This is a genomic window from Paenibacillus pinistramenti (assembly GCF_005869875.1).
GTDB lineage: Bacteria > Bacillota > Bacilli > Paenibacillales > Paenibacillaceae > Fontibacillus > Fontibacillus pinistramenti.
The window spans coordinates 154,813-178,842 of record NZ_VAWG01000005.1; the positions used below are offsets into that span (position 1 = coordinate 154,813).

At 52.4% G+C, this 24,030-nt stretch carries 25 protein-coding genes and 1 pseudogene; 12 read left to right on the forward strand and 14 right to left on the reverse strand.

The genetic code is table 11. From position 1 onward, the window contains the following. The first annotated feature begins 36 nt into the window (after nucleotides 1–36). On the forward strand, nucleotides 37–474 hold the full coding sequence (locus FCN15_RS08950) for a putative quinol monooxygenase (RefSeq protein ID WP_138494662.1): 438 nt from the start codon (nucleotides 37–39) through the stop codon (nucleotides 472–474). A 126-nt stretch (nucleotides 475–600) separates the two neighbouring features. Here FCN15_RS08950 and FCN15_RS08955 read toward each other — a convergent pair whose 3' ends face one another. Then, a complete protein-coding gene (locus FCN15_RS08955) occupies nucleotides 601–1,719 on the reverse strand; it encodes an exonuclease domain-containing protein (protein WP_138494663.1) in 1,119 nt (372 codons plus the stop codon). A gap of 221 nt (nucleotides 1,720–1,940) precedes the next feature. On the opposite strand from FCN15_RS08955, the pseudogene FCN15_RS08960 reads away from it, so the two are divergent. Next, nucleotides 1,941–2,641: pseudogene (locus FCN15_RS08960) on the forward strand (pirin family protein). A 47-nt stretch (nucleotides 2,642–2,688) separates the two neighbouring features. Then, nucleotides 2,689–3,021: a hypothetical protein gene (locus FCN15_RS08965; protein WP_138494664.1), complete on the forward strand. Its 333-nt coding sequence runs from the start codon at nucleotides 2,689–2,691 to the stop codon at nucleotides 3,019–3,021. Nucleotides 3,022–3,160: 139 nt separating this feature from the next. Here the strand turns inward: FCN15_RS08965 and FCN15_RS08970 are convergent, their stop codons facing one another. Continuing rightward, nucleotides 3,161–3,952 carry an SDR family oxidoreductase gene (locus FCN15_RS08970; RefSeq protein ID WP_138494665.1) on the reverse strand — a complete coding sequence of 264 codons (792 nt, stop codon included), beginning with the start codon at nucleotides 3,950–3,952 and terminating at the stop codon, nucleotides 3,161–3,163. A gap of 289 nt (nucleotides 3,953–4,241) precedes the next feature. Here FCN15_RS08970 and FCN15_RS08975 point away from each other — a divergent pair, with 289 nt between their 5' ends. After that, the gene (locus FCN15_RS08975) at nucleotides 4,242–5,585 is read left to right on the forward strand and encodes a GH1 family beta-glucosidase (RefSeq protein ID WP_138494666.1); all 1,344 of its coding nucleotides are present in this window, start codon (nucleotides 4,242–4,244) and stop codon (nucleotides 5,583–5,585) included. A gap of 104 nt (nucleotides 5,586–5,689) precedes the next feature. Here FCN15_RS08975 and FCN15_RS08980 read toward each other — a convergent pair whose 3' ends face one another. Then, a complete protein-coding gene (locus FCN15_RS08980; RefSeq protein ID WP_138494667.1) occupies nucleotides 5,690–6,898 on the reverse strand; it encodes a MalY/PatB family protein in 1,209 nt (402 codons plus the stop codon). Between the two features lie 111 nt (nucleotides 6,899–7,009). Next, the gene (locus FCN15_RS19615) at nucleotides 7,010–7,141 is read right to left on the reverse strand and encodes a hypothetical protein (protein ID WP_275259485.1); all 132 of its coding nucleotides are present in this window, start codon (nucleotides 7,139–7,141) and stop codon (nucleotides 7,010–7,012) included. 2 nt (nucleotides 7,142–7,143) lie between these two features. On the opposite strand from FCN15_RS19615, the gene FCN15_RS08985 reads away from it, so the two are divergent. Beyond that, the gene (locus tag FCN15_RS08985; protein WP_138494668.1) at nucleotides 7,144–8,766 is read left to right on the forward strand and encodes an S-layer homology domain-containing protein; all 1,623 of its coding nucleotides are present in this window, start codon (nucleotides 7,144–7,146) and stop codon (nucleotides 8,764–8,766) included. Between the two features lie 143 nt (nucleotides 8,767–8,909). Here FCN15_RS08985 and FCN15_RS08990 read toward each other — a convergent pair whose 3' ends face one another. Next, a complete protein-coding gene (locus FCN15_RS08990) occupies nucleotides 8,910–9,098 on the reverse strand; it encodes a hypothetical protein (protein ID WP_203232109.1) in 189 nt (62 codons plus the stop codon). Between the two features lie 160 nt (nucleotides 9,099–9,258). Beyond that, nucleotides 9,259–10,215 (reverse strand): helix-turn-helix transcriptional regulator, encoded by a 957-nt coding sequence (locus tag FCN15_RS08995; protein WP_138494669.1) that lies wholly within the window; start codon nucleotides 10,213–10,215, stop codon nucleotides 9,259–9,261. A gap of 205 nt (nucleotides 10,216–10,420) precedes the next feature. On the opposite strand from FCN15_RS08995, the gene modA reads away from it, so the two are divergent. Both modA and modB read left to right on the forward strand, forming a co-directional pair. Then, nucleotides 10,421–11,311 carry a molybdate ABC transporter substrate-binding protein gene (modA, locus tag FCN15_RS09000; RefSeq protein ID WP_138494670.1) on the forward strand — a complete coding sequence of 297 codons (891 nt, stop codon included), beginning with the start codon at nucleotides 10,421–10,423 and terminating at the stop codon, nucleotides 11,309–11,311. A 6-nt stretch (nucleotides 11,312–11,317) separates the two neighbouring features. Beyond that, complete coding sequence (gene modB, locus FCN15_RS09005) at nucleotides 11,318–12,004, forward strand: molybdate ABC transporter permease subunit (protein ID WP_138494671.1); 687 nt, start codon at nucleotides 11,318–11,320, stop codon at nucleotides 12,002–12,004. A 185-nt stretch (nucleotides 12,005–12,189) separates the two neighbouring features. On the opposite strand, the gene FCN15_RS09010 is transcribed toward modB, so the two are convergent. The 3 genes from FCN15_RS09010 to FCN15_RS09020 form a co-directional block, all read right to left on the reverse strand. Further along, a complete protein-coding gene (locus tag FCN15_RS09010) occupies nucleotides 12,190–13,170 on the reverse strand; it encodes a ring-cleaving dioxygenase (RefSeq protein WP_138494672.1) in 981 nt (326 codons plus the stop codon). 223 nt (nucleotides 13,171–13,393) lie between these two features. Beyond that, on the reverse strand, nucleotides 13,394–13,834 hold the full coding sequence (locus FCN15_RS09015) for a threonine/serine exporter family protein (RefSeq protein ID WP_138494673.1): 441 nt from the start codon (nucleotides 13,832–13,834) through the stop codon (nucleotides 13,394–13,396). A gap of 15 nt (nucleotides 13,835–13,849) precedes the next feature. Then, nucleotides 13,850–14,608 (reverse strand): threonine/serine exporter family protein, encoded by a 759-nt coding sequence (locus tag FCN15_RS09020; protein ID WP_138494674.1) that lies wholly within the window; start codon nucleotides 14,606–14,608, stop codon nucleotides 13,850–13,852. A 374-nt stretch (nucleotides 14,609–14,982) separates the two neighbouring features. Here FCN15_RS09020 and cyoA point away from each other — a divergent pair, with 374 nt between their 5' ends. The 4 genes from cyoA to cyoD are packed head-to-tail and all read left to right on the forward strand — an operon-like array spanning nucleotide 14,983 to nucleotide 18,915. After that, nucleotides 14,983–15,978, forward strand: coding sequence for a ubiquinol oxidase subunit II (gene cyoA, locus FCN15_RS09025; RefSeq protein WP_138494675.1), 996 nt, complete (start codon nucleotides 14,983–14,985; stop codon nucleotides 15,976–15,978). 22 nt (nucleotides 15,979–16,000) lie between these two features. After that, on the forward strand, nucleotides 16,001–17,968 hold the full coding sequence (locus FCN15_RS09030) for a cbb3-type cytochrome c oxidase subunit I (RefSeq protein WP_138494676.1): 1,968 nt from the start codon (nucleotides 16,001–16,003) through the stop codon (nucleotides 17,966–17,968). After that, nucleotides 17,968–18,585, forward strand: coding sequence for a cytochrome o ubiquinol oxidase subunit III (gene cyoC, locus FCN15_RS09035; protein ID WP_138494677.1), 618 nt, complete (start codon nucleotides 17,968–17,970; stop codon nucleotides 18,583–18,585). Before FCN15_RS09030 ends, cyoC begins: the two co-directional genes overlap by 1 nt. Continuing rightward, nucleotides 18,586–18,915, forward strand: coding sequence for a cytochrome o ubiquinol oxidase subunit IV (cyoD, locus tag FCN15_RS09040; protein ID WP_138494678.1), 330 nt, complete (start codon nucleotides 18,586–18,588; stop codon nucleotides 18,913–18,915). It abuts the gene before it with no gap. 277 nt (nucleotides 18,916–19,192) lie between these two features. Here the strand turns inward: cyoD and FCN15_RS19175 are convergent, their stop codons facing one another. The 3 genes from FCN15_RS19175 to FCN15_RS09055 all read right to left on the reverse strand — a co-directional run bounded on the left by FCN15_RS19175 (nucleotide 19,193) and on the right by FCN15_RS09055 (nucleotide 20,896). Beyond that, complete coding sequence (locus FCN15_RS19175; protein ID WP_162515329.1) at nucleotides 19,193–19,354, reverse strand: hypothetical protein; 162 nt, start codon at nucleotides 19,352–19,354, stop codon at nucleotides 19,193–19,195. 157 nt (nucleotides 19,355–19,511) lie between these two features. Beyond that, the gene (locus tag FCN15_RS09050) at nucleotides 19,512–20,027 is read right to left on the reverse strand and encodes a hypothetical protein (RefSeq protein ID WP_203232110.1); all 516 of its coding nucleotides are present in this window, start codon (nucleotides 20,025–20,027) and stop codon (nucleotides 19,512–19,514) included. An 83-nt stretch (nucleotides 20,028–20,110) separates the two neighbouring features. Then, nucleotides 20,111–20,896: a peptidylprolyl isomerase gene (locus tag FCN15_RS09055; RefSeq protein WP_138494681.1), complete on the reverse strand. Its 786-nt coding sequence runs from the start codon at nucleotides 20,894–20,896 to the stop codon at nucleotides 20,111–20,113. A gap of 209 nt (nucleotides 20,897–21,105) precedes the next feature. On the opposite strand from FCN15_RS09055, the gene FCN15_RS09060 reads away from it, so the two are divergent. Then, nucleotides 21,106–23,094: a methyl-accepting chemotaxis protein gene (locus tag FCN15_RS09060; RefSeq protein ID WP_138494682.1), complete on the forward strand. Its 1,989-nt coding sequence runs from the start codon at nucleotides 21,106–21,108 to the stop codon at nucleotides 23,092–23,094. Nucleotides 23,095–23,167: 73 nt separating this feature from the next. On the opposite strand, the gene FCN15_RS09065 is transcribed toward FCN15_RS09060, so the two are convergent. Beyond that, nucleotides 23,168–23,590, reverse strand: a complete 423-nt coding sequence (locus tag FCN15_RS09065) for a hypothetical protein (RefSeq protein ID WP_138494683.1) — start codon at nucleotides 23,588–23,590, stop codon at nucleotides 23,168–23,170. A gap of 86 nt (nucleotides 23,591–23,676) precedes the next feature. Beyond that, the gene (locus tag FCN15_RS19290) at nucleotides 23,677–23,853 is read right to left on the reverse strand and encodes a hypothetical protein (RefSeq protein WP_203232111.1); all 177 of its coding nucleotides are present in this window, start codon (nucleotides 23,851–23,853) and stop codon (nucleotides 23,677–23,679) included. Nucleotides 23,854–24,030: the final 177 nt, after the last annotated feature.

A 24,030-nucleotide genomic window follows, 5' to 3' on the forward strand; every position in this document is an offset into this window, starting at 1 on the left:
AGGCTGACTGACACCATTGCGGGGAGGCTGATTCTGATGATTATGATTCAAGCGCATATGTATGTTCATCCGTCCGAACGCGAGGATTTTCTGGAGCAGATCGGCATTCTGCAGCGTAAGACGCGTGAAGAAGCCGGCAATCTCTGCTGCCTTCTGTACGAAGCGGTTGAAGAGAAGAACACTTTTGTCAGCATTGAAAAATGGAGGAACCAGGCTGCCCTGAACCGGCATAACAATACAGATCACTTTGTCGGCTTCTTCCAAATCGCCGACGGGTATTGGGTGAAGCCGTTCAAGGCAGAAGTGCATGAAGTGCCTGATGCGTATGAGGAAGCCGGAACGGCTGATAAAGCGGAAGCGGAGACAGAAATGGAAGCGGAAGCGGAAGAGGGAGCAGAGGCAGGCGAAGAAGCTGCTGCCGAAGCGGAGCCGCGTCAAGAAGCCCATCAGAGCAGCTCGGCTGATGCGGTTTGAGAAGGGAGCCCGGCCGGTTCTGGCCGGGAACAAGAGAAGGCAGACAACGCCATCCGAACGGCGCATCCTTTGTTAGACTTGTCTAACAATTGGAGAGGCCGCTCAGTCAGGCTTGTCTGCCTTTGTTTATTGGCCGCCAGCCGCCTCAGCCGCAGGGCGGCTGGCGGCCGTTTCTCCGAGCAGCGCAAGAAACTGCTGCTCGGAGATCAGGCGGACCGGCAGGCCTGCGCCGGCCAGCCGGTCCGCCTTCTGGATCTTGCTGCTGCGGGCTCCGCCGCTCTGCAGCTTGATAAAATCGTTCTGACCCACGACCAGGTAGTGGGTCTGCAGCTCCACGGTCTCTCCGCAGCGGCCGCCGCATTCGGCGGCCCGCTGCATCGCTTCCTTCCGCGTCAGAGAGCCGAGCCTGCCGGTGAAGACGATATTTTTCCCATATAAGGCATGGTTAATATCGGCGTCAGCGGCAGGGGCAGGCGTCAGGGCCTGGCGGCCCCTCGTGCCCCCGGAATTGCCTCCAAAGTCGGCTCCGGAATTGCCTCCGGAATTGCCTGCGGAATTGCCCCCGGAATTGACTCCGGCTGCTCCAGCCGCGGCGCCAGCCTTCGCTGCTCCCCCGGCTGCTCCTTTCCGCTTGCTTCCTTTGGAAGCCGCTTTGGCGGAGGTGAAGGTCGCATACGTCCCGCCGGGGAACAATGCGCCGAGCCGGTACCCGCAGGCCTCAGCCAAGCCGGGACAATCTGCCGCTCCGGCAGACTGTTCAAAGCATTTCAGCAGCAGCTGTGCAGCGATCCGGGCATCTTCCAGGGCATCATGGTGCCGGAAGCCGGACAGCCCGTGATAAGCCGCCATCTGGTTCAGCTTGTAGCCGGGCAGGCCGGGCCAGATTTTTCGGGACAGCAAATAAGAGCAGACGTAGGTGCAGTCCGGATAGTCAAAGCCAAAGGCGTCCATGCAGCCGCGGAGCACGCTCATATCAAACGAAGCGTTGTGGGCGACAAGCGTCCGGCCCTCAATCAGACTGCGAATGTCCTCCCACACCTCGGGAAACGACGGAGCATCCTCCACCATCCCGGGTGTAATGCCGTGAACGGCAACACAGAAGGGATCAAAGCGGTCATGGGGATTGACAAGCGTATATTTTTCCTGAACAATGACGCCGTCCTTCACCTCGACCAGACCGACCGAGCAGACGCTGGCGCGGCTGCGCATATTGGCAACCTCAAAGTCGATTGCTGTATAGTTCAAACCGAATCACCCCGGAATCTATTAGTCTATTAATCTGTATAGTTTACTATAGTTCTTTCCGGGCAGCATACAAGCAAACAGATTTATTACAATCAATCTTAATAAAAGTAAGTAACAACCATTTGTATAGCCGGGTGAGTTCTGTTACAATGCGGATACAGACTATTTTGAATTAAAGATTATTAAATTCATAGGAATAAGAATGAAGGAGGCAGGAAGGCATGATTACTCTTTATCCCGCTTCCGGGCGGAACGAGGCAGATCTGGACTGGCTGCAGACCGGCAGAAGCTTTTCTTTTGGCGATTATCAGGACGAGAACAATATGGGCTTTGGCGTTCTGCGTGTCTTTAACGACGACTTTATCGCTCCGGGCCGCGGCTTTGGCGCCCATCCCCACAGCGACATGGAGATCGTCTCAATCGTGCTGTCGGGCCGGCTGCGTCATGAAGACAGCCTCGGCAACGAAGCGGTTACGACGTTCGGCGGTGTGCAGCGGATGTCGGCAGGCTCCGGGGTAATTCATACCGAGCATAACCCCTTGAAGGAGGAGACGGTTAATCTGCTGCAAATCTGGTTTATGCCCGAGCAGCGGGGCAAGAATCCGTCTTATACGACAAGCCAGTTTGATCCGGAGCAGCTGAACGGCCGGCTCTTGCCCGTGGTCGCACGTGAAGGCGGCGAGGCAGTCGCAGACATCGGCCAGGACCTGACGATCTATATGAGCAGGCTGCAGGCCGGAGAGCAGCTGTCCTTCCGCCAGGCGGCGGGGGCCGTATTTTTCTGTTTGTAATGGAAGGGAATATGGCGGTTCAGCAGGAGCATGAGCTCGGCAAACGCGATTCGGCCCGGATTGAAGGTCATACGGAGCTGGAACTGACAGCCAGGGACGATGTGTTCTTTATGCTGATTGATTTGCCGTAAATCCACATACAGCGGAATACTAAACGACAGGCGGGGAGGGCTAAATAATGGCTGAACGTGTACTGGTCAAACACGCGGTTGCCGGGCGTCTGCTGCTGGATACCTCAAAGATGGAAGGCGTCCAGTATGAAATCGGCAATGACGGCGACAGAATCGTCTTCGAACTCCGGGGCGTGCCGGCCGAAACCGGCAGAGACGTGGTGCGGCTGAAGGAGGAGCTGAATGTGTTCCGGTTTGAGGAACCCGAGCAGGGGGACACCATCAAACACTGGTACTATGTAAATTCAGGCGATAGCACGCAGTACGACGAAGTGAGCGGTGTGCTCCGCATCTCGGCAGCAGGAGAGATCGTTTACCGGCCCAAGGATTACTGGGAATGAGCCGGAACGAGTAAGGGTGAGCGGGAACGAACGGGAACGGGCAGCAGCCTATCTTATTTGAAAAATAAACACAAAAAAAGCCGGACGCTTCAATTTGAAACGAGGTCCGGCTTTTTGCCGTGTCAATCGCTGCCGCCCGTCAGCCGCGGAGCAGCGACTCCGCACCGTCTACATAAATTTCCGTCCCGGTTACATGGGAGGACTCGCCGGAGGCAAGGAACAGCACAACCTGGGCAACCTGCTCAGGGGAGCCCGGACCGTTCTCCAGCGGCTGGCTTCCTTCCGGATACTCCACCGGAATGACGATTTCCTTGAGGTCATCGGACGGGTATGTCCGCTCGTTGATATGGGTCTTGATTGCGCCCGGACAGATGGCATTGACGCGGATCTTATATTGGGCCAGCTCTAGCGCAGCCATTTTCATAAAAGCAACCTGACCCGCCTTGGAAGAGGAATAAGCGGAGAAGCCGAAGCCGGAAAATACCCGGTTGCCGTTAATGGAGCTCGTAATAATGATGCTGCCGCCCTGCTTTTTCATATGCGGAATCGCATATTTGACCGTGGCAAACGTCCCCCGGAGATCCGTGTTAATGGTCCGGTCCCATTCGTCAATTTCCATCGTCTCAATCGGTGCCATTGTCCCGTTAATGCCTGCATTGGCAAAGACGACGTCCACCCGGTCTTCCTGCTCAGCAATCTGGCGGAAGGCCTGCTCAAGCGTTTCGGGCTTGGAAATGTCGCTTTCGATGACGGCAGCGGTGCCGCCCTTTTGCTCGATTTGGTTCTTCGTTTCATTGGCATGCTCCGCGGAGAAGTCGAGCAGATAAACCTTGGCCCCATGCTCGGCAAAAGCCAGCGCGGATGCCTTGCCGATTCCTGAACCTCCGCCTGTAACCACTGCAATTTGCCCCTCAAGTCTTTGTTCCGGCATGTGCAAACAGCCTCCTTGATTTGTTATTGGAATAATGGGCAGGATGCCTTCCCCTTACATTAACCCCCCGGTTCAGCGATGGAATCAACAGAGCCTGAAAAGTGCTTGAAATGTGCTTGAAATGCGCTGAAAGCGGCTAAGCAACAATTTGTTCAAATTTCGGCAAAAGTATGTATGACGCGGTCTATTTTTCAAGTTCAGGAGAAGGTTTGCTTCAAAATAAAATCATTGCCCGTGGAATCGATTTCATCTACAATAGGCTTGTATATTAAAGGAGGGAGACAGGTTCATGACCAGCTTTAAATTTCCTGAAGACTTTATCTTTGGTTCAGCTACTTCTTCGTACCAAATTGAAGGCGCATACAATGAGGGCGGCCGCGGCATGTCCATCTGGGACACTTTTGCACGCACGCCTGGCAAGGTAGAGAACGGCGACACGGGTGACCTGGCCTGCGACAGCTACCACCTCTATAAGGAAGATGTTCAGCTTTTGAAAAATATGGGGGCCAAAGCTTACCGCTTCTCTGTAGCCTGGCCGCGCATTATTCCGGACGGCGACGGGGCGGTTAACCAGGAAGGCCTGGACTACTACCACCGTCTGGTTGACGAGCTGCTGGCAAACGGCATTGAGCCGATGTGCACGCTGTATCACTGGGATCTGCCGCAGGCGCTGCAGGACAAGGGCGGCTGGGAATCCCGCGAGACAATTGCGGCATTTGTCCGCTATGCGGAGACCATGTTCAAATCTTTTGAAGGCAAAATCAAGAACTGGCTCACCTTCAACGAGCCTTGGTGCGTTTCTTTCCTGTCCAACGAACTGGGCGCGCATGCGCCGGGCAAGACCGATTTCCAGGCCGCACTTGACGTAGCTCACCACCTGCTGGTTGCACACGGCGAAACCGTTAAACGGTTCCGGGAGCTTGGCACAGAAGGCTCGATCGGCATCGCGCCGAACACGGAATGGTTTGAGCCGTTCACGAACAGTCAGGAGGATATCGACGCCTGCGCGCGCCGCAACGCTTATTTTAACGGCTGGTTCTTCGATCCTGTGTTTAAAGGACAATACCCGCAGCTCGCTCTGGACTGGTACAAATCCAAAGGCTATGAGCCTCCGGTTCAGCCTGGCGATATGGAGACCATCTGCCAGCCGATCGACTTCCTGGGCATCAACTACTACACAGGCGGGATCGGCCGGAACAATCCGGACGAAGGCATCCTGGAGTTTGAAGTGGTGGATGCAGCGTTTGATAAGACCGATTTTGACTGGAACATCTATCCGCAGGGCTTCTACTCCGTTCTGACCTGGGTAAAAGCCAATTACGGCGATATTCCAATCTATATCACAGAGAACGGTGCTTATTATGAGTCCGAAGAGGACAATGGCCAGTACCGCGATCCGAAGCGGATCGAATATCTGCGCAAGCACCTGATTCAGCTGAACCGCGCGATTGCCTCCGGCGTGAATGTCAAAGGCTACTTCCTATGGTCTTTGATGGACAACTTTGAGTGGGCATTCGGCTACAGCAAGCCGTTTGGCCTGGTGCATGTCGATTTCAAAACGTTCAAACGCACGCCTAAAGACAGCTACTACTGGTACAAACAGGTTATTGCGAACAGCGCGCTTGAATCCTAAACCGGGTGAATCGCATTAATAATAGAAAGACCTCCTGCAGGCTGCGGGAGGTCTTTCGCAATTTTTCGCATATTCTTTCACATAATCTTTCACATGCTCATGACTCAGCTGCCGCTTGTGAACCGCTCCATGGCGACATTCAGGCGCTGAAGGGCTTCATCGACGATGCTGCGCGGACAGGCCAGATTCATCCGCATAAAGCCTTCGCCTTCCCGGCCAAAGGAGGCGCCGCTGTTGAGTCCAAGGCGTGCCTCCTTGATCATGAAGGCGCTCAGCTCATCGGCAGTCAGGCCGAGTGGGCGGAAGTCGAGCCAGAGCAGGTAGGTCGCTTCCGGCAGGTGAGCCGTGACGAGCGGGCTGCCGTCCTTATTTTTGTAACGGGTGATATGCTGCAGTACCCCTTCCATATTAGAACGGATATAGTCCAGGCATTCGTCCAGCCACTCATCCCCGTGGGTATAAGCCGCTTCGGCTGCAGTCAGTCCAAAAATTCCCGCCTGGCCCGCTTCATATGTGCTGAGCTGGTCTTTGAATTTGCTGCGCAGTTCCGGATTGTGAATGATGATATTGGACGTGTTCAGCGCGGCCAAATTAAAGGTTTTGCTTGGGGCCGTACAGATGATGGAGTGCTCCTTCGCCTGTTCGGACAACGCTGCGAAAGGCACATGGACATTCGGACTGAAGGTCAGGTCAGCGTGAATTTCATCCGACACGACCAGCACGTTATAGCGTTCGGCCAGCTCGTGCAGAGCCGACAGCTCATCACGCGTCCAGACGCGGCCGACCGGATTGTGCGGACTGCACAGAATCAGCATTTTGGCCCTGCCGGCTTCGCCGTTCATCAGGCTTTCCAGCTGTTTGAAATCCATCTCGTACCGGCCTTCCTGATTCCGCAGGAGCGGGTTCAGGAGCAGCTTCCTGCCGAGGTTGTTCACGACTCTTGCAAAGGGAGGGTACACCGGAGGCTGAATGATGACTTCCTCTCCGGGTGAAGTGAAGGCGCCGACAAGATGAAACAGGGCGGGAACCACCCCGGGTGCATGCACGACAGCCTCGGGATCGACCTGCCATTGATGTCTTCTTAGCATCCATCCCGCAACCGCTTCTCTGTAGCTGTCGCCCAGAAAGCTGTATCCAAATACGCCATGCTCCGCCCTCTCATGAAGGGCCTTGATGACGGCTTCAGGAGCTCTGAAATCCATATCGGCCACCCACATCGGCAGCACATCCCCGCTTCCAAAAATATGGTCCAAATCATCCCATTTCTCTGCAGAAGTGTTTCTACGGTTGACCGGTGTATCGAACATTGACATGAAGCATGTCCTCCTTTGTGATTTGAACCAGATGATAAGTTCAGTCTAAGCGAATTGTTTATTTTTATCAAAAAGAGAGGCGGTCCGCTGGCTCTGCTAAACTACCATTATTTACTCCATGCCGCTCTGGAAGACATTTGGTAACATAGACTTATCCCGGTAGAGCTGCAGGTCGGTAGATTTACCGATTGGCAGATCATTGCCGGCAGACTTACCGATAAAGAAGAGCGAGGGATCTATCATCTATGAATCGTTGGCTGAAAGCCGCTGCTGCTTTATGTCTGGGGGCAGGGATCTGCTCCGTAACTCTATCTATTCAAGCTCCGGCTGTCAGCTGGGCGGCGACTGCTGCGTCATCCTTTCAGGATATTGACGGCAGTTTCGCGAAATCGGCTATTTTAGACTTATATCAGCGTAAAATTATAGAAGGAACGGCCGCAGGCACCTTTTCCCCGAAAAAGGTCATGACCCGGGCTGAAGGAACCAAGGCGATGATGGAGCTGCTGAAGCTGGAGCCTGCGGACGGCGGCATACCGGCCTTTCAGGACGTTTCACGCAGTGCCTGGTATTATGGATACGTGCAGGCGGGCGTATATTTAGGATTGGCGCAGGGTAAAGGCAGTGGAAAATATATGCCGGACGCCGGGGTTACCCGCCAGGAGCTGGCGGTCTGGCTGATCCGTTTCTTGAAGGAAACGGCTTCTTCCGGGAGTCTTTCTGCCCTTTATTCCGATGCGGATGAAGTGGCGGACTGGGCCGCGGCATCGGTTTATACCGTTCAGAAGCTGGGGCTGATGGAGGGGGCGGACGGCCGCTTCCGCCCGAATGATGCTGTCACGCGGGAGGAAATGGCGGCGGTGATGGACCGCATTATTACCGATGAAACCTACGGGAGCCAGATTTCGGCTGAGGTGTCTGAACCGATTCAGCTGGGCTGGCAGTTCGGGCAGACGGATGAGGAGTTTAAGGCAAGCATTTCCGCATCCAGTATAAATGTGATTGTGCCAAGATGGTATTTTCTGAACAGTGACGGCACTTTGGAGAATGGAACGAAGACGGCGCTGGCCAGCTGGGCCAAATCGACCGGACGGAAGGTCTGGCCGCTTGTAGGGAACCGCTCCGATGCGGAGTCGACCCATGCCATGCTCGCAAGCTCTGCGAAAGCGGAGCAGACAGCGGCGGCGCTCGCGGGTTACGCGGCAGCCTATAAGCTGGACGGGCTGAACCTTGACTTTGAGAACGTGCTGCCTGCCGACCGCAGTGCGCTGACTTCCTTTGTCGCCAATCTGGCAGGGAAGCTTCATCAAGCCGGCAAAACCTTGTCCGTATGCGTATCGCCCGATTTGGCGTCGGACTGGACCGCAGCCTTTGATTATGCGGCTCTGGCCAAAAGTGCGGATTATATGGTGCTGATGGGCTATGATGAGCACTGGAGCAGTGATCCGGAGCCCGGCTCTGTCGCTTCGTTCGGCTGGGTGCAGTCCGGACTGGACAAGCTCATTAAACAGGCTGGAGCCGCAAAGGTCATCTTCGGGATGCCGCTCTATACCCGGGACTGGTCCCTGAAGTGGAACGGAAGCGCCAGCGCCTCGGAAGATCTGACATTAAACGAGCAGAATGCGAGAATGACGCGCTATGGCATTTCCTGGTCCTGGAAGGCGGATATCGGACAGTATACTGCTTCCTATCAGACTAATGGTGTTCAGCATAAGATCTGGCTGGAAGACAGCCGCTCCCTGACGCTGAAATACCGGATGGGCAGCAGCAGAAAGATTGCCGGCTTCGCTTACTGGGCGATCGGCGGCGAACAGCCCGGCTTATGGCAGGCTCTGGACAATGCAGAGCGGTTTGACGGCTATACGTTCTAGGCAAATTCCCGGATAAATGAACAAAGGGCATCCAGACAGCAGACCCGGCAGGGTCGCGTTGCGTTGGATGCCCTTGCTTTTTTGGGGGCTGCGGATTATTTATTTCGGCAAGGTTGCCATCATCGGATAAAATTCCGTTGTCATCACTCCAGCGATAACAGCAGGGTCCTCAGCGATGAGCTGCGGAACTTGGTCTGCGTTTTCAACTTGACCAGAGCAATGCCCTGATTCTGCTTCTCCGTCCAATACGAAATGTGCTGAAGCATAATCTTCCGTTCTTCTTCGGTCAAATTCTGAGGGAAATTTGTTTTGAGCGGCGTGGACCATAACATGAAGTGCAATTTTGCAATTTTTCTGGATTGCTGTTTGGCTGGTTATCAGACACGATGAAAAATCTCCATTAACCCAAATTTGGATGTCTTGGTCATGATAAAGAGCGGACGATACTAGGAAGTCTGGTTCCGCCGCATAATCCGAGGCTCCCTCTCTGTATCAAGTTTCATATAAAATTTGGCCTGTCAGCGACAAGTCATAGCCGGAAATGGAGCGCAGCTCGTTCTGAAAGGCTTCAGACCGTATAATGCGCACTACCGCATCCGTCCATTCCTGCGTTTCTTTCTTCTTCAGCAGGACGAGATCATAACGCTCCAGAGTCAGCGGGACAAAGTCGACAGTCCCTACAGTCATGGCCGCTTTCTCAATTCCGACGCCGACATCGGCTTCGCCGGAAGCCACTTTCCCCGCAACGCCAAGGTGATTGGATTCCTCAGAGTCATACCCTTCAATTTGGCTGGCAGGAATGCCGTGAAGGCGGAGCTGCTCGTCCAGCAGCACACGGGCGCCTGAGCCTTTTTCCCTGTTGACCAGCCGGAGACCGGGCCGCTTCAAATCCTTCCACCCGCTGAGCCCGTCCGGATTTCCCTTGGGAACATAGAAGCCGGCCTTGCGGCCCAGCAGGTTGATCACCATGCAGGAGAAGCCGCCGAGAAGCTTGCGGATATAGGGGAGATTATATTCACCGGTATCTCCGTCAAAGAGATGCGTGCTGACAATGTCCGCTTCCCCGCGGTACATCGAAATAAGACTGTCCAGACTCCCTGCGAAAGAGCGGAGCGGCCTGATGCCGGGGATGCCTTTTTCCATATGCTTGGCTAAAATATCAAGGCTGACATCCTGGCCGGTGATCACCAGGGAACGGGGACCGCTTTGGCGGGGCGGGGACACCGGTGAAGCAGGGAAGTCGCGCTCCGCCAGGGGCGGGGAATCGATCCGGGCTGCGGCTTTCGAACGATTCTTGTAAGCTTCCAGATCCGCCGCGTCCACACGCATTTGCTTGCCGACCCGGTAAGCGGGGAGGTCGCCTTTTTTAATCAGATCATAGACGGTCAATTTGGATATTTTGAGAAGCTTGGCAATTTCTTCAGTGGTGTAGGATATATCGCTGGACATGGCGGGGCCTCCTTTGTTAGTGCTGGCTCAAGCGTTAAGCCTTATCCGTTGTTCTTGTTAAGCCGTATCCGTTCTGGCATGTTCATTTATTTTACCATAACCCTGGAATAAATCCGTGAAAAGGATTTACAAGCTTCATTTCATGCAGGTATAATCATGTCAATTATAACTGTTTATAACTAAATATAACTACATAGGAGGCGCTATGCTTAAGATTAATAAGTTTAGCATGGGTTTGTTGGCTGTGTTTCTGTCCGTGGGTATTCTATCAGGCTGCGGTACCAGCAAGGAGGAGACCAGCAATGCTTCACCAGGAGCCAGCAATGCAGTCTCGGCAGCGCCAAGTTCAGACAGCGGGAGCCCTTCAGCTGAAGCGGCGGCATCTAATGAGCCGAAGGAGACGGTTGAGTTAACGGTTTCGGCGGCGGCCAGCCTTACCGATGCTTTGAAGGATATTGAAGCGGATTTTGAGCAGCAGAACCCAAACATTAAGCTGAGCTTTAACTTTGGCGGATCAGGTACGCTGCAGCAGCAGATCGAGCAGGGGGCGCCGGCGGATTTGTTCCTGTCTGCCTCCGCTAAGAATATGCAGGCCCTGGTCGACAAAGGGCTTGTTGATACCACGCATGAAGTGAATCTGCTGAATAACACCCTCGTGGTGGTCACTCCGCCGGAGCAGGCAGCTGTCCAGACGCTGGATGATCTGGCCAAGGCGGAGGTCAAGACGGTTGGCATCGGCATTCCGGAAAGTGTCCCGGCCGGAAATTATGCCAAAGAAGCTCTTACTTCCGCCAAGCTTTGGGACAGCCTGCAGTCCAAAACTGTTCAGGGCAAGGACGTCAAACAAGTGCTGCAGTACGTAGAAACCGGTAATGCCGATGCCGGCTTTGTGTATCAAACCGATGCGCTGACCACGGATAAAGTGAAGGTGGCTTTTACAGTGGATTCCTCGCTGTATTCTCCGATTCAATATCCGATCGGGGTGGTCAAAGCGACCAAGCACAGCAGTGAAGCAGAAGCGTTCTACAGCTATCTGCAGTCCGAGGCTGCGCTGAATGTTTTCAAGACCTACGGATTTACTATTCCCGGGAAATAACGCGCAATGGCTATAAACTGGCAAGAGTACTGGCCGCCGGTGCGGCTGTCGCTGCAGGTGGCGCTGCTGTCCAGCGTCGCCTCGCTGCTGCTTGGGGTTCTGGCTGCGCGCTGGATGACCCAGGCGAAATTCAGGGGAAAGGTTCTGCTTGAAACGTTATTTATGCTCCCGCTAGTCCTGCCGCCGACGGTTGTCGGCTTTCTGCTCCTGATGCTGCTGGGCCGCAGGAGCATGGTCGGACGGTTCGTGGAATGGCTGTTTGCTTCCCCGATTATTTTCACCTGGTGGGCCGCGGTTGTGGCTGCTGTGGTGGTGGCTTTCCCGCTGATCTACCAGACGATGAAGACCGGCTTCTCCTCGATTGACCGCAGCCTGGAGGACGCCGCCAGATCGAACGGGGCCGGAGAATGGCAGGTCTTCCGGTATGTTTCGCTGCCGCTTGCCCTGCAGTCGCTTCTCAGCGCCTTTATTCTCGGCTTTGCCCGGGCATTGGGCGAGTTTGGGGCAACGCTTATGATTGCCGGCAACATTCCGGGCAGGACCCAGACGGTTCCAACGGCCATTTATGTCGCGGTCGACTCCGGCAATATGGAGATGGCCTGGATCTGGACAGGGTCGATCCTGGTCATTTCCTTTCTGATGCTGCTCTTTACAGGGCGGAGAAGAGTCCGGGAGAGTATGGGAATGAACTGAAATCTATCGTGCTGGACTGAACGGAATGAATTGAACTGAATCGAACTGGATTGAATGAAACTGGATTGCATGAAACTGGACTGAATGAAATCGAACGGAAAAATCCCCTGCCGCAGCGTATCGTACCTATTGCGGCAGGGGATTTTATATTTTTACACGCTGTAAAAATGCAGCAAACTTACCTGTCAGCGGCCGTCAGCCGTATTCAGCGGCTTGAGCAGCGCTTCGATTTGAGTGCGTTTCGGCTCGAGGAAGGGAGGCAGGGCCAGTGACTCGCCCAAATGCGCGAAATCCTCATCCGTATCAAAGCCCGGGCCATCGGTTGCAAGCTCGAACAGAATTCCGTTAGGTTCCCGGAAGTACAGCGAGTGGAAATAAAACCGGTCAACGTACCCGGAATTCGGGAAGCGGGCGCTGTGAATGGCTTCAATCCAGCGTTTTAGCTCTTCATCATTGTCAACCCGGAAAGCGACGTGATGAACACCGCCGCGGCCAAGCCTTTCAGGCGGCAGATCATGGCGCTCCTCCAGATGAATTTCCGATCCGCTGCCGCCTTCCCCGGTTTCAAATACAACGACGTCCGGCTGATCCGGAGCGTCTGGATTCGGGAAGCTGCCGGTGCGCCGGAAATTCAGCAATTCGGTCAGCACGGCCGAGGTCGGGCCGCTGCTCTGCACCGTCAGCTTGACGGGGCCAAGTCCGGTGATGCCGTACTCGGCAGGCACAGGGCTGTGTTCCCACGGCATGCCGGCGGCCGTTCCTTTGTTGTGCTCATCCGAAACCAGGATAAGCCGCTGGCCTTCAAAGTCGCGGAACGCCAGCGACAGCCGGCCTGCCCGCGGAATGATAGCCTCATGCTCAATCTGGGACTGATCCAGCCGGTCAGCCCAGTAGGTAAGGGCAGCATCGCTTGGAACCCGAAGGGACAAAGCGGAGATGCTGTCATTGCCGTCCCGGTTGCGTCCGGCCATCGGCATTTCGAAGAATGTCAGCTCCGTTCCGGGATTGCCCCGCTCATCTCCATAAAATAAATGGTACATGCTCACATCGTCCTGATTGACGGTCTTCTTGATCAGCCGAAGCCCCAGCACTTTTGTATAGAAATCATAGTTGGCCGGCGCTTTGGCGGTCAGGGCCGAAACGTGGTGTATGCCTTTTAATTCCATTCCTAATCCCTCCGATTCTTCCGATGCTGCGAAGTGTACACAACCCCCCGGGTCTGCGTGCACGGCTAAGTCTTCGGTGTCTATAACCAGCGTATATGATCTACTATAAAAAATCAAGTAACTTAACTTATGACACCTTATTGGCCTATGTTAACCTGTCCGCTGCACTGCTCGCCGCAATAGCTCTTTTGCCGCAATAGCTCCTATTACTATTACAAGGAACTCATTTGCTGCGGGAGCTGCGTCCCATCAGAAGCAGCTGGTTCAGCACCTCGGATACGACCAGCCCGATGGCGATGGAGCCGGAGATCAGGAAGGCCTGCGCAGCCAGCTGTATTGCGGGGTTATAGTCATTTTCCACAAACCTGCGCATTGCATCATAGGCCAGGCCGCCGGGTACGAGCGGAATGATACCGGCCACGCTGAAGATGATGACAGGCATCCGGTAGATCCGCGCCGAGACCTGGCTGACCACCCCGACGATAAAGGTGGCGGCAACCGTCGAGATCACAGTTCCGTAATGCGGGTCAAGCACAAGGTAAATAATCCAGCCCATCATACCGCCCAGGCCGCATTGAAATAGAGTCCGCTTAGGAGCATTAAAGATAATGCCGAAGCCGGCAGACGCGATAAAGCTGGTAATTAACTGCGTAATGTAGTACATAAAATCCCTCATTAATTATAAAAATGTAAACACTGCTGCGACCCCCGCACCGATTGCAAAAGCGGTCAGCATCGCCTCTGCGCCCCGTGACAGGCCTGAAACCAGATGTCCCGCCATCAAATCCCGGACGGCATTCGTGATCAGCAGCCCCGGCACCAGAGGCATCACAGAGCCGATAATAATCTTGTCGAGCTCAAGACCGATGTGGAGGTAGATAAATAGATAGGAGACAAGGCCGATAAGCAGGGAAGTCGTAAATTCCGCGAAGAATTTTACCTTGATCAGCCGGTGGAAAAAGAGGACCGCGGTGTAGCCAAGCCCCCCGCTGACCAGAGCCGGGATGAAATCCCGGGCCTGTCCGCCGAACATAATGGCGAAGCAGCCGCTGGCGATCGAAGCGGCCGCAATCTGCAGGCCGACCGGGTAAGCGTGGGAAGAGCTGTCGATCTGCCGGAGCAGATCGGACGCTTCTTCCGCCCCGATCTCCCCGGAGACCAGCTTCCGTGAAATGCTGTTCACCGATGCGACCTTCTCCAGGTCTGTCGTCCGCTCGGCAATCCGGATCAGCTTGGCCGCTTCCGGACCGCCCGCCTGGAAGATAATGCCCGTAGGCGTCACATAGCTGTGCGAGCTGGACAGACCCACCGCCTGGGCGATCCGAATCATTGTATCCTCAACCCGGTAAGTTTCGGCACCGCTCTGGAGCATAATTTTTCCAGCCAGCATGCAGATATCTATCGGACTTAAAGGAGGAAGAGTCTCCTTCGATAACATGTGTCAAACACTCCTTATTTCGAAACCGGATTAAATACGGAAGTATTATATCACGCGGATCCGGTGGTTAATAAGCGCTGCAGAGCCGGTAAACGGCTTGGCGGCGGCATTTTTTTTAAGCTGAAATCCGGGTTATAAAGTATAGTTTGTTACAGTTAAAGCAAGAATATAAGATGAGATGACGCAAAAACATTGAGAAATAAATCACAAAAACGAAATAAAATATCGACAATTTTGTTAAAAAAGCAGTGCAAATGACTGTTTTCTGCTATCTTATTAGGGTAAGGTAATGGATGATGCATTGTGTATCTTGATAGATCCACAATATCCGGCGTTACAAAGTTACTAAGGCATAATTAAGGAGAGAGGAAAAGATGGATAAAAAACCAAGATCGCTTCGAACGCTGATCACAGTGGTTGTTACCCTGGTCACCTTGGGAGTGCTGATCTGGGGAATGTTCTTCACAGCGGACTACCTTGTCCTCAACCCTAAGGGTCCTGTGGGTCAATCGGAGAAGGAACTGATTATTATCACGACGCTGCTCTGCTGTGTTGTCATCGTTCCTGTTCTGATCCTGACTGCGGTCATCGTTTGGCGCTACCGCGACAAACCGAACCGCAAGGCGGCTTATTCCCCAAACTGGCATGACAGTAAAGTGCTGGAGACCGTATGGTGGGGCGTTCCGATTATCATCATCATCGCTTTGGCGGTGGTAACGGCACGCTATACGTACGCGCTTGAGCCGTCGAAGCCTATTGATGCTGAGCAGAAGCCGGTGACGGTTCAGGTTGTTTCCCTTGACTGGAAATGGCTGTTCCTTTATCCGGATGAGAACATTGCTACGGTCAATACACTGACGATTCCTGAAGGAGTACCGGTCCGCTTTGAAATTACGGCTGACGCTCCGATGAACTCGTTCTGGATTCCGCAGCTCGGCGGACAGATCTACGCGATGTCCGGCATGTCAATGACGCTTTATTTGAAGGCGGATGAAGTCGGTACTTACTTTGGCACCGGAGCGAACTTCTCCGGCGAACATTTTGCCCAGATGCGATTTGACGTCAACGCTGTATCGCAGGCTGATTATGACAGCTGGGTGCAGAAGGTCAAAGGCAATACCGGCAGCACGATTACCGAAGCAAGCTATGCGGATCTGGCCAAGCCTGGCGTAATGGGTGAAACGGAATATTCTTCGTTCCCTGAAGGCTTGTACAGCAAGATTGCCTACAAATACGTAGTAGACGGAGAGAACGCAGACTCCGAGGATTCTACGGACGGCACGAAACAAGAAGGAATGGGTTCAAGCCTGCCGGGATTCAGCTCCGGACAGGTTACAAGCGGGTTGAGTGCATCTCAACCGGTACAATGAATGAAAGGGAAGGAGACCCTACATGCTAGATTCGATTAAAGACTTCGCATCGTGGTTCTTCGTTACAGGGGATCCGCTCATCTATGGCGCGGACGTATCCATCGTACTTGCGACGATCGCGATTTTTGCAGTGCTGACCTACTTCAAGAAGTGGGGTTGGCTGTGGAGAAACTGGCTGACTACGGTTGACCACAAAAAAATCGGCATCATGTACATTCTTGCCGCCCTGCTGATGCTGTTCCGCGGCGGTGTGGACGCGATCATGATGCGGACGCAAATTGCGCTCCCGGGCATTAAGTTCCTGGAGCCTGAACATTACAACCAGGTATTTACAACTCACGGCACGATCATGATCCTCTTTATGGCGATGCCGCTTATGTTCGGTTTGTTTAATATCATTATCCCGCTTCAGATCGGAGCGCGCGACGTTGCGTATCCGTTCCTGAACTCGGTCAGCTTCTGGCTGTTCTTCGTCGGAGCGATGCTGTTTAACTTGTCCTTCGTTATCGGCGGTTCGCCGGACGCAGGCTGGACCAGCTATCCGCCGCTGTCAGAGCTTATGCATAATCCAGGCGTAGGCGAGAACTTCTATATCTGGGGTATCCAGATTTCAGGTATCGGCTCCCTGGCAACAGGTATCAACTTTATTGTTACATTGATTAAAATGCGTGCACCAGGCATGACTCTGATGAAGATGCCTATGTTCTCCTGGTCCGTATTTGCAACTTGTATCATCATTATTCTGGCGTTCCCGATTCTGACTGTAACGCTGGCGCTGCTGTTCCTCGACCGTTTTGCGGGAGGCCATTTCTTCACGCTGGACATGGGCGGCAACCCGATGATGTATATCAACTTGTTCTGGATGTGGGGTCACCCTGAAGTATATATCGTTGTGCTTCCGGCCTTCGGGATCTACTCCGAAGTCGTGGCGACCTTCTCACGCAAGTCCATTTTCGGTTACAAATCCATGGTATTCGCCATGCTCGTCATCAGTATTGTATCCTTCTTCACTTGGCTGCATCACTTCTTCACGATGGGCTCCGGCGCAGATATCAATGCGTTCTTTGCAATAACCACGATGATAATCGCGATCCCTACCGGGGTTAAGATCTTTAACTGGCTGTTCACGATGTACCGCGGCCGAATCCGGTTTGAGCTGCCGATGATGTGGACCATTGCCTTTATTCCATGTTTTGTGGTCGGGGGCATGACAGGGGTTATGCTCGCAGTTGCGCCTGCTGACTTCCAGTTCCACAACAGTTACTTCCTGATCGCGCACTTCCACCAGGTTCTCATCGGCGGCGTAGTGTTCGGTTATTTCGCAGGCCTATACTACTGGTGGCCAAAAATGTTCGGCTTCAAGCTGAATCACAAACTGGGCGTCTGGGCGTTCTGGTTCTGGAACATCGGCTTCTACGTATGCTTTATGCCTCAGTACTCGCTCGGTTTGATGGGTATGACCCGCCGGATCAGCGAATACACCTGGGATACCGGCTGGGCACCGCTCAACTTTATCTCTACAATCGGCGCCCTCATGATGGGTATCGGTTTCTTGTTCCAAGTAGCCCAAATCCTGTACAGCACATTCAAGCACAAGAAAGTCGGCAACGATCCTTGGGATGGCCGTACGCTTGAGTGGACTACAGCTTCTCCGGCTCCGGAGTACAACTTTGCGATTACTCCGCACGTTCATGCGGTTGATGACTGGTGGGCAACGAAAGAACGCCGCGCCAAAGGAATCGCGGATGATCCGCTTCCACCGATTGAACCGATTCATATGCCTAAGAACTCTATCATCCCGCCTATCATGGGATTGGCTTGGTTCGTAGCTGGCTTCGGCTTTGTATTCGACTGGTGGTGGTTCTACATCCCAGGCATGCTCGGTGTAGCGATCTGTATGATTGCACGTTCCTTCTCCTACGACACGGATTACTATATCCCTGTTGATGAGGTTAAACGCACCGAAGAGGCAATAAGGGGGTCTGTATAATGGCACAAACTGTGGCACACAAAGGAAATCATGCTGCAGACCATGACCACGGTCATCACGATCCCAACGACCTTAAAGTAGTTGGCTTCTGGTTCTTCCTGATTTCCGACGTCATCCTGTTCTCTGTATTGTTCTCGACGTTTATCGTACTGCGCAACAATACGGCGGGCGGACCTGACGGCAAAGAATTGTTTGAACTGCCGGGAGTCATTTGGGAAACCTTTATCCTCCTGACAAGCAGCTTTACAAGCGGTCTGGCGACTCTCGCCATGAACCGCGGCAAGAAGAGTCAATTAATCGGATGGCTGGTCGTTACAGCCATCCTGGGTGCAGCGTTTGTTGGCCTTGAGGTCAACGAGTTTGTCAAAATGGTAAATGAAGGCGCCGGCTTCTCCAGAAGTGCATTCTTATCCTCCTTCTTTACCCTGGTCGGCACGCACGGACTCCACGTTTCTGTTGGTCTATGCTGGATGATCGGTCTTATGATTCAGCTGGGCAGACGCGGAATTACGGAAACGACAAAAGGTAAAGTCACACTGATCAGCTTGTACTGGCACTTTTTGGACGTTATCTGGATCTTCCTGCTCACGATCGTTTATTTGATGGGGGTGATGTAAGTGGCGCAGCCTAATACACATGGTCACGAAAGTCACGAATCACACGGTTCGGTAAAATCGTATGTTATCGGTTTTGTACTATCCATCGTGCTTACCATCATTCCTCTGGTCATCGTAATGAACGATCTGATGGCCAGAACGGCGACGTTCGTTGTCATTATGATTGCTGCAGTCCTTCAGCTTCTGGTTCAGCTCTTCTTCTTCATGCACTTGCGTGAAACCGAGAAGCCGCGCTGGAACGTTATGGGGCTTGTCCTTGGCATTATCATTCTGGTTACGGTTGTCGGCGGTTCGATCTGGATCATGGAAGTCAACAAAATCGGATACTAAGTTTGGTGAAGGCCCGCATGATTTCATGCGGGTCTTTTGTTTGGAAGAAAGCTGTTCCGGCAGGGCTTTTTGCATTTAGTACCATGTTTAATTTCTTCAGGAAACGGTTAGTATACAGTAACAAAGGCACTGCGAAGAAATCAGCAGACAACTTGTATAACTAGACCGGGAGTGATTAGAAATGGCCGCTAGAATATATCCTTTCAAGAGCAGAAAAGAAATGCGGGAAAACGGACATTATTTTGCTTTGGCATTAAGTACAATCGCTTGGATCATTTTAGCTGTAGGCATCGTACTCGTTCTTGTCCGCCTGTCTGATTTCAATGACCGTAATATGTACCTGATGAGCGGTATAGGGTGTATAGTGGGCAGTATCTTCATCTACAGCATCGGCGGGTTCCTGCATGCCGCGCAGACTAAGAAATTCCGCCAGGCTCATGATGATGTTGCAGCCAAGCGAAAATCATAACGACTAAAAAAGCCTCCCTGTGATAAGGAGGCTTTTGGTCTGCTTCTATCCGATTCCGTTTCCATTACCGATTCCAATACTGATTCCGTTTCTTGCCGCAGTTCATTCTGTGTATTCATTATGTGTACTACTGATGAAGCTTATGCCAATAATGCCGCTTAGGATAGGATTGTTTAATCGTTCTCTTGAGTTCGTGCAGCTGGACATCTTCGTTATCGTAATTCCCTGTAATGCATCCGGAACAATATTGATGGCTGTTCATCAGCATCGTTTTGTAACTGTTGTTGGATAAGGTATGTAGGGCTCTTTGAGCCGCTTCTGGAAAGCTGATCGGGCATCTCTTGAACAAAGCGTATGCCATATAAATTTCACTGTTGAATGTAGTTGAGTGCAGTCTGCAGAATTGCTCCATGTCCATTAATTGAGGTGTGTGGCCGTTAACTAAAGTAATGATTCCTTGTTCTCCTGCATAGACTCCTGAATATTCTCCTAACCCCCCATATAAAGCAGCAATGATAATAGAGCCTGGATTTGGACTCTGTTTTTTTAAAAAATCAGCAAACATGTTTTTCCCTTCTCTATAAGTAAAATAATTCCAGTTCATAAAGGCATTATAAAACGCCTCATTGAGAGAAATCAACAAGGACTGCGTACAAATATGCGGCAGCAAAATAAAAAGAGCGTATCTGGAACTCCGAACGGAGCAGGGGATACGCTCTTATTCGCTTATTTCGAGCCGTATTTTTCAGGTTCCGGATACGTTTTGCCTTTGGTATCAACCGTCACTTTGCTCATGACATCAAGATCGTTGGCATCCGGCATATCGTTGCTGTCCCGCGGAAGATTGACGATCGCATCTACAGCAGCCATTCCTTTGATGACTTTGCCGAAGGCGGCGTACTGCCCGTCCAGATAATCGGCATCAGCTACCATAATAAAGAACTGCGAACCGGCAGAATTCACATCCTGCGCACGAGCCATGGAAATGACGCCCCGGGTATGCTTCAGTGTATTCTGTACACCGTTGGAAGTGAATTCGCCGGCGATTGAATAGCCAGGACCGCCTGTCCCGTTGCCCTGCGGATCGCCGCCCTGAATCATAAAGCCTGGAATGACGCGGTGAAATTTGGTGCCGTCGTAGAATCCTTTGTTAATCAGGGAAATAAAGTTGTTAACGGTATTTGGAGCCGCCTTGGGATAAAGCTCAATTTCAATGGTGTCTCCGCTCTTCATTTGAATGGTAACGACCGGATTGTCTGAAGAAGTGAAGGCCGGGTCCGGCTCAACCTCGGTTGAGGCGCTGCTGGAAGGGGCTGCCGAAGCTGCGGCTTCCGACGAAGCGCTGCTGTTATCGCTGCTGTTACTGCTGTCAGTCGACGGAGCAGAACTTGTTGTGCTCCCCGAATTGGCTGCATTCCCGGAATTTGTATTATTACCGCAGGCGGTAATAGCGAGTGTAAGGACCAGCATCAAAGCAAGCATGGCTGGCCAAACAAGGGTACGGCGTTTCATGTGAAAAAGATCCTCCTTAGCATCAGCTGAAATTTGTCGATATTACTATCATAACCGACATTGCTTGCAGAATAAACCGGAATAACTGCTGAGAGCGCTTTAAAGAAAAATCAAAGTTCAGAAGGAATTTTGACGCTGCCTGTCGAAAATCAATCAAGCGAGCAAGGCGGCCTGCCGCCAAGTATTTTTACAGATAAAAGGGGGACGACATGAATACATTCACGCGGAAATTTTGGAGCTCTTCAATTAAGAAGAAAATGATCTTATCGTATTTGGCTGTTCTGCTTCTCCCGAGTTTGTATATCGGCTACAGCACCTACCGTTCGGCAGGGAGTGAGATGAAGAGCCAACTTGTTGACAGCGCCACTGAAAGCGTTAACACCGTCAATGACATTGTAACGGGAAGCTTGACAGCAAAGTTCAGCGATCTTGCTTATTATGCGAATTCCACCAGCGGGACGGATGCGGCTCAGGGGATGATGGACGGCGGCAAGAATCTGCAGGAAAGCTTATCGCAATACGTCAAAACCCATTATGATGTTCTGGATGTTTATACCGTAAGTGATGATGGGGTCAGCCGGCACGGAGCCGAGAATGCGAAATCGGACACGGATGAACGAAAGAAGCAGGGATACATAGACGCGCTTAAGAACCCGGGCAAGACGATTGTCTCTACGGTTTTCCAGACGCCTGAAGGCCAGTCCTCCGTCTCCATCACCAGAGGCTTGTCCGACGGCAAAGGGATTATCGGCATCGATCTGAACCTGGATTCCCTGGCAGCGCTGGCAGATTTGAAGGTTGGCAAAGAGGGATATGTGATTATGCTCGACAGCGGGCATCATTATATTGTCCATCCGGGTTACGATGATATCGGGCAGGAGGAGAAGGGCGATTTCATTAACAGCATGTATGCCGGCGAGAGCGGCGAATTCTCCTACACCTATAACAATCAAAGCAAGAAGATGATATTTGCAACGAACAGCCTTACGGGATGGAAAATAGGAGGAACGATTTTTAATAAAGAAATAAACGGAGCCAGCCGGCAGATCGGACTGACGACCCTGTGGGTCATCCTATCGGCAGTAGTGCTGGGCGGTCTGCTCATTGTTTGGGTTATTCGTTCCATCTTGAAGCCTATTATCAAGCTGAAGCAGTCTACGTACCGGATTGGACAAGGGTACTTGAATGAGCAGCTGAAGATCGATTCCAGGGATGAAGTCGGGGAGCTTGCGGACAACTTCCAGCGGATGGTTGATAATCTCAGGGACACGATTGTAATGGTGCGCAATACGTCCGAAGGCCTGTCGCTGTCGGCTGAACAGCTGGCCATGGGCGCAGAACAGTCCAAAACCTCGATTACTCAGGTTACCGAGGCTATTCAGGAGGTTGCATCCGGCGGTGAGAAGCAGGTTGAGAGCATGGAAGCAGGGGCGCAGAATGTGCGCAATCTGACAGAAGAGGTAACGCAGATCGCGAATGAAATCGGCGAGGTTCATATGATGATGAACGTGACCTCCCAGCTTGCCCAAGAAGGTAATGAAGCCATAGCGACTACTACGAACAAAATGGGTTCCATACATGTTCATGTCGATGATTTAGGCCAGGTCATTACCGGGCTGAGCGAACGCACAGAAGAAATAGGCAGCATCGTAAGTGTGATGGCCGGAATTGCCCAGCAGACGAACCTGCTCGCGCTGAACGCCTCCATTGAAGCCGCGAGAGCGGGTGAACAGGGCCGGGGCTTTGCGGTTGTTGCTGCAGAAGTTCGGAAGCTCGCGGAGAATTCGGCAGAATTTGCGGATCAGATCCGGTCCCTGATTACACGGGTTACGGAGGAAATGACAGGTGCACGCTCTTCAATGGCGTATGTGTCGACTTCCGTTACAGATGGAATTAAGGCAGCGCAAACCTCAGAGACGGCCTTTAACCATATACTGGTTACGGTTCAGGGATTGGCGCAGAGCATTCAGTCTTCCTCGGACAAGCTGCAGCGAATGAAAGAGGAAGCAGGCAGTGTAGACGAAGCAATCAGCCTTGTTCAGCTGCTCTCCAGAGACAATGCCAGAAATACCGAAACGATCTCCGCTTCTGCAGAGGAACAGCTTGCCCTGGCGCAGGAAGTCGCTTCTTCAACTGAGGAGCTGAAGAACAAAGCGGACGAGTTGAATAATCTGATCAGCCGTTTTACTATAGAATAGGAGAACAGGCGGAAGGATTGCAGGGGAACAATAGCAAACAAGCACCGCGGCTAAGCCGGCGGTGCTTGTTTTGTCAGGAACGTTCGTCATGCCCTGGCCCGCCTAGGGCAGGGGCATCGTCTTCATCGGCGCCAGCGCCGTTAATGAGGTCAGTGCCGTGCACAAGGTCAACGGGCTGGGCGGCCGCATCCACCGGGCTGTCCGGCTGAATGTCATCCGCATCCGGAATATCCGGGAGCGTGCCCTGCTCCAGCAGCTCGGTATTTTGATCAGTCTTGTCATCCGAGCTTAAGCTTTGGGTGATCCGTGAATCGTGAGGCAGCAGATCATCACCTGGAATATCATTTTCTTCATTATAATCAGCCAGGAGCTCATACTGCTCAAACATTCGGTCGCCATAGGTTTTATTGAGCGGGTCCTCAATATTGCTGCGCGATGATTCGCCTTGTCCTTTAAATTCAATCATTTCATCAAACTTGTCATCATAATGGCCCATAGGATAAACCTCCCAGTTCTAAATAACGGATTATTTCCTGGTTGGAGTTTGCCCATTTTTTACTGGGATCAACCGCATTTTACAACCTAGAACTTTGGAAACACATATCTGACCAGAAAATACAGAAAGCCAAAAAATAGAACAATATAAGCCGCATACTTGATAAAGGTAGAAGCAACCTTACTGGAATCCGAGTGTTTATGAATTTCTCTTCTTTCCACGTCCACGTCGCTTGTTTCACGTTGGTCGCGAGTTTCAATCATTGCGTTCTCCTCCTTTAGCGGCCTGCTTCTGCAGACCTATCCTTGATTCTTAAATAAACAGCCTTTGGTTTAATGAACCAGCAGGTAGGGTCTATTTACCCTGCTGGAAAAATTTGAAAATGTTAAATTGTGTTTTCATAGCTATAGGAAAGCTCAGGGGTGGCGAATGAAGTATTT

Coding starts and splice junctions, on each gene's coding strand:
- cyoA (WP_138494675.1), top strand. CDS start 14,983: ATGGATAAAAAACCAAGATCGCTTCGAACGCTGATCACAGTGGTTGTT.
- FCN15_RS08985 (WP_138494668.1), top strand. CDS start 7,144: ATGAATCGTTGGCTGAAAGCCGCTGCTGCTTTATGTCTGGGGGCAGGG.
- FCN15_RS08990 (WP_203232109.1), bottom strand. CDS start 9,098: ATGTTATGGTCCACGCCGCTCAAAACAAATTTCCCTCAGAATTTGACC.
- modA (WP_138494670.1), top strand. CDS start 10,421: ATGCTTAAGATTAATAAGTTTAGCATGGGTTTGTTGGCTGTGTTTCTG.
- FCN15_RS09030 (WP_138494676.1), top strand. CDS start 16,001: ATGCTAGATTCGATTAAAGACTTCGCATCGTGGTTCTTCGTTACAGGG.
- FCN15_RS19615 (WP_275259485.1), bottom strand. CDS start 7,141: ATGATAGATCCCTCGCTCTTCTTTATCGGTAAGTCTGCCGGCAATGAT.
- FCN15_RS09020 (WP_138494674.1), bottom strand. CDS start 14,608: ATGTTATCGAAGGAGACTCTTCCTCCTTTAAGTCCGATAGATATCTGC.
- FCN15_RS08965 (WP_138494664.1), top strand. CDS start 2,689: ATGGCTGAACGTGTACTGGTCAAACACGCGGTTGCCGGGCGTCTGCTG.
- FCN15_RS19290 (WP_203232111.1), bottom strand. CDS start 23,853: ATGATTGAAACTCGCGACCAACGTGAAACAAGCGACGTGGACGTGGAA.
- FCN15_RS09055 (WP_138494681.1), bottom strand. CDS start 20,896: ATGAAACGCCGTACCCTTGTTTGGCCAGCCATGCTTGCTTTGATGCTG.
- FCN15_RS08995 (WP_138494669.1), bottom strand. CDS start 10,215: ATGTCCAGCGATATATCCTACACCACTGAAGAAATTGCCAAGCTTCTC.
- FCN15_RS09060 (WP_138494682.1), top strand. CDS start 21,106: ATGAATACATTCACGCGGAAATTTTGGAGCTCTTCAATTAAGAAGAAA.
- FCN15_RS09065 (WP_138494683.1), bottom strand. CDS start 23,590: ATGGGCCATTATGATGACAAGTTTGATGAAATGATTGAATTTAAAGGA.
- FCN15_RS19175 (WP_162515329.1), bottom strand. CDS start 19,354: ATGAGCCTGGCGGAATTTCTTAGTCTGCGCGGCATGCAGGAACCCGCC.
- cyoC (WP_138494677.1), top strand. CDS start 17,968: ATGGCACAAACTGTGGCACACAAAGGAAATCATGCTGCAGACCATGAC.
- FCN15_RS08950 (WP_138494662.1), top strand. CDS start 37: ATGATTATGATTCAAGCGCATATGTATGTTCATCCGTCCGAACGCGAG.
- modB (WP_138494671.1), top strand. CDS start 11,318: ATGGCTATAAACTGGCAAGAGTACTGGCCGCCGGTGCGGCTGTCGCTG.
- FCN15_RS09015 (WP_138494673.1), bottom strand. CDS start 13,834: ATGTACTACATTACGCAGTTAATTACCAGCTTTATCGCGTCTGCCGGC.
- FCN15_RS09010 (WP_138494672.1), bottom strand. CDS start 13,170: ATGGAATTAAAAGGCATACACCACGTTTCGGCCCTGACCGCCAAAGCG.
- FCN15_RS08980 (WP_138494667.1), bottom strand. CDS start 6,898: ATGTCAATGTTCGATACACCGGTCAACCGTAGAAACACTTCTGCAGAG.
- FCN15_RS08970 (WP_138494665.1), bottom strand. CDS start 3,952: ATGCCGGAACAAAGACTTGAGGGGCAAATTGCAGTGGTTACAGGCGGA.
- FCN15_RS08975 (WP_138494666.1), top strand. CDS start 4,242: ATGACCAGCTTTAAATTTCCTGAAGACTTTATCTTTGGTTCAGCTACT.